This is a genomic window from Pontibacterium granulatum (genome assembly GCF_029961155.1).
GTDB lineage: Bacteria > Pseudomonadota > Gammaproteobacteria > Pseudomonadales > Balneatricaceae > Pontibacterium > Pontibacterium granulatum.
On the sequence record NZ_JASBRH010000069.1, the window covers coordinates 1 to 422 of the forward strand.

The 422-nt window shown below is 54.3% G+C and carries 1 pseudogene; it reads left to right on the forward strand.

Annotated elements, in window-relative coordinates:
- Nucleotides 1–422, forward strand: a pseudogene (locus tag QKW35_RS21265) (phenylacetate--CoA ligase); the annotation flags it as partial.

Genomic DNA, 422 nt, shown 5'->3' on the forward strand with positions numbered 1-422 from the left:
CTGGACGATTTGAAAAACTTCCCGTTCACCACCAAAGCGTATCTACGTGACGCCTACCCGTTCGATTCATTCGCGGTTCCGATGAATGAGGTTGTACGCGTACATGCATCTTCCGGCACCACCGGTAAGCCGACCGTTGTGGGTTACACCCAGAACGATATCAACACTTGGGCTGACGTCGTTGCTCGATCTATCCGCGCGGCGGGTGGTCATGCAGGCGACAAAGTACACGTATCCTACGGCTACGGTCTGTTTACCGGCGGCTTGGGTGCCCACTACGGCGCTGAACGCTTAGGATGTACGGTCATTCCAATGTCCGGTGGTCAAACCGAGAAACAGGTCCAGCTGATCCAGGATTTTGATCCGGACATTATCATGGTGACGCCATCCTACATGCTGAACCTGATCGACGAGATGGAACG